The organism is Armatimonas sp. (assembly GCF_964826245.1).
Map to the genome: position 1 here is coordinate 1 of NZ_CBAYMC010000357.1, position 3,359 is coordinate 3,359.

2 protein-coding genes are annotated in these 3,359 nt (G+C 59.2%); both read right to left on the reverse strand.

Features of this window, described 5'->3' with window-relative positions:
- Positions 1 to 278: 278 nt before the first annotated feature.
- Positions 279 to 1,364 (reverse strand): glycoside hydrolase family 172 protein, encoded by a 1,086-nt coding sequence (locus AC1XOS_RS21325; RefSeq protein WP_481964226.1) that lies wholly within the window; start codon positions 1,362 to 1,364, stop codon positions 279 to 281.
- 179 nt (positions 1,365 to 1,543) lie between these two features.
- Positions 1,544 to 3,359: catalase/peroxidase HPI (gene katG, locus AC1XOS_RS21330; protein WP_481964227.1), on the reverse strand; the 1,816-nt coding region annotated here is incomplete at its 5' end.

Genomic DNA, 3,359 nt, shown 5'->3' on the forward strand with positions numbered 1-3,359 from the left:
AATAAAGCGACGTCTTCAATATTGAGGAGAGTAGTGATCACATGCGGCGGGGGCTTGGCTAGCCGTTATCCCGCCGCATTCTTTTACTTTTAGGGACACAAAACCATGCATGAGACAAAAGATTCGGCTCTTTGCCTACTTCTTTCCCCTCAGGAATCCGGACTTTTACGCGCACTGCTCTCAGAGCATTCTCACAACGAGACTGCACGTCAGCTTCTTCATCGACTGGAAGCGGCAGAGCCCCATCAGCTTCTCCCCACTCTCTCACGGGCGCTGGCTCACGTTGGGCTATCCAGATAATAGTAGGCGGTTGCTGACCAGTCATCTTGCCGCCAGAAGTTACACCAGCCATTGGGCTGGTCGGCAAGTGCAACAGGCTGAGGGAGCTCCATCAGCTTGAGAAACCCCTCGAGCTGGCCGGTGTCAATGCTCACCGGAATCAGGGGAGTCCCGTTAGTCTGTAGCCCCATCACCTTTGCCTTTTCCGTCCCGCCAATGGTCTGAATCGCGACTCTACAGCTTCCGTCGAAGTAGATCGGATCGTCTACGTGGTAGCGGTAGAAGGCCCACTGCCGATTGGAGCTTTCGGCGATAGGGCAGCCTTGGGTGCGCTGGGCATAGGCTCCCTGTCCCCAGCCTGTGCCAATGTAGTCCTCAGTACCGGTGCCACAAAGAGTCGGGAAGGGCTCGTCCCCGATCCATACTTTTACCTCACCTTCCCCCCACCATGCCCCCTCGTAGCGCTCGTCGGCGATCACCCCTAGGTTGCAGCCCAGAAAGCGCCCATTGCCTGACACTTTAGGGAGAATCACAAAGTCTTCTCCAAGTACATTGGGCGACTCTTGGCGAAACTGCGCGTGAAAGTAGAGCATCTCCGCCGTGTGTGTCACCCCAAGCAACAAATCAATATCGTAGAAAAGATGCGAGAGACGCGTCTTGGAGGTGTTGGTGATCGTCACCCGCGCCGCGCTTCGAAACGGCATCGGAACAAAGGCATTGAAGCTACGTCCCTCGGGGCTAGAGAAAAGAGCGCACTCGAACGCTACTGTGCGCCCAAGTCCAATGCCAAAGAAATCCCCCAGAGGCACCGAGACCGCAGGCGTGGCTTCTCCATCCCAGAACATCTCTAGCCGAACTGCTCTCAGCATCTCGGGACTGCGGTCTGAGACGGTCATCCAGACTCGCGTGATCGTCCCGCTGCCCGTTACCTCAAGAAGTGTCTTGGTCTCGCCGGGCTCTAAAGAGTCAAAGGCATGACCTTTTGCGCCGCGGTTCTCCTGCCCACCAGCACCCCGCTCCGCCGTTGGGTTCTCAAAGCTCGCCCAGCGTGTCTCAACTCCACAAGGCTTCTCAAATAGTTCCATGTGGCAATTATACTCGCTTGGAGTCCCCTCGATTAGAGACCACGCCGATTGGAACGGCATGGCCAGAGAGCCTTAGGCTACGAAGGGCGTGCCGCCCATGATCCCGAGTAAACTCGGGATGGCCGGAACGGCCTTTGCAGCCGAAGGCTCTCCAGTCCCGCCCCTCCAACGGGCGGGATCTAGGCGATATCGAAGCGGTCGAGGTTCATGACCTTGTTCCACGCGCTGACGAAGTCTTTCACAAACTTCTCTTGCCCGTCTTCGCTGGCATAGACCTCCCCGATTGCCCGCAGCTCGGAGTTGGAGCCAAAGATGAGGTCCACACGGGTGCCGGTCCACTTGACCGCGCCCGTCTTGCGATCAACACCCTCAAAGGTCTGCTTGGCCTCGGAGGTCGGCTTCCAAGTGGTGCCTAGGTCGAGCAGGTTGACGAAGAAGTCGTTGGTCAGAGCCTCGGGGCGCTGGGTAAAGACTCCGTGCTTCGACGAGCCTGCTTTGAGCACCCGGAGACCACCGACAAGCACCGTCATCTCAGGGGCGGTCAGGGTCAGGAGCTGGGCCTTATCCACGAGGAGATCTTCTGCCTTTGCCGTGTGCATCGGGTTGAGGTAGTTGCGGAAGCCATCGGCGGTCGGCTCCAGCACGGCAAACGACGCCACATCGGTCTGCTCCTGCGAGGCATCAGTACGGCCTGGTGTGAACGGCACTTTTACCGTCACTCCCGCGTTCTTCGCCGCCTTCTCGACTCCGACGCAGCCTCCTAGCACGATGAGATCGGCGAGCGAGACAGGCTTGCCAAACGACTTCTGGATACCTTCGAGGACACCAATCACCTTGGCAGTCTGTGCAGGCTGGTTGGCCTCCCAGTTTTTCTGCGGTGCGAGGCGGATACGTGCCCCGTTGGCACCGCCGCGCTTATCCGAGCCACGGAAGGTCGCCGCTGAGGCCCATGCCGTTGCGACTAGCTCGGAGACGCTGAGGCCGGAGCTCAGGATCTTGGACTTCAGCGCCGCAATGTCTCTGTTGTCAAGACGCTTGCCGGTTGCTGCCGGGAGTGGGTCTTGCCAGATCAGAACCTCTTTGGGAACTTCTGAGCCAAGGTAGCGGGCAATCGGACCCATGTCACGGTGCGTTAATTTGAACCAGGCACGGGCGAAAGCGTCGTTGAAGGCTTGGGGATTGGCCAGGAAGCGTCGCGAGATTTTCTCGTAGGCCGGATCAAAGCGCAAGGCAAGGTCCGTAGTAAACATCATCGGGGCGTGGCTCTTGGAAGAATCGTAGGCATCGGGGACGGTGCCTGCGCCGCCGTTGCCCTTGGGCTTCCACTGCTGGGCTCCCGCCGGGCTCTTAGTCAGCTCCCACTCGAAGCCAAAGAGGTTCTCAAAGTAGTTGTTGCTCCACTTGGTCGGTGTTGAGGTCCAGGCGCCTTCCAGCCCTGAGGTAATGGTGTCTGCGCCACAGCCCTTGCCGTAGGTGCTCGTCCAGCCTCGTCCCTGCTCCTCAATGCTCGCGGCGGCAGGCTCACGTCCCACGTACTTGTCAGGATTGGCCGCGCCGTGTGCTTTTCCTAGCGTGTGTCCTCCTGCGATCAGCGCGACGGTCTCTTCGTCGTTCATGGCCATGCGGCCAAACGTCTCACGGATGTCACGAGCGGCGGCCAGCGGGTCGGGGTTGCCGTTGGGGCCTTGGGGATTGACATAGATCAGGCCCATCTGAACGGCACCCAGCGGGTTCTCGAGCTGACGATCTCCCGTGTAGCGCTTGTCGCCCAGCCACTCCGTCTCCGCGCCCCAGTAGATGTCCTCCGACGACTCCCAGACATCTTCGCGTCCTCCGGCAAACCCAAAGGTCTTGAGCCCCGCCGACTCCAGAGCGCAGTTGCCCGTCAGAATCATCAAGTCCGCCCAGGAGAGCTTCTTGCCATATTTCTTCTTGATCGGCCAGAGAAGCGCACGTGCCTTATCGAGGTTTGCGTTGTCGGGCCAGCTATTGAGC

Bases quoted from the DNA above. Each gene is read 5' to 3' on its own strand.
- AC1XOS_RS21325 (WP_481964226.1), bottom strand. From the start codon at position 1,364: ATGGAACTATTTGAGAAGCCTTGTGGAGTTGAGACACGCTGGGCGAGC.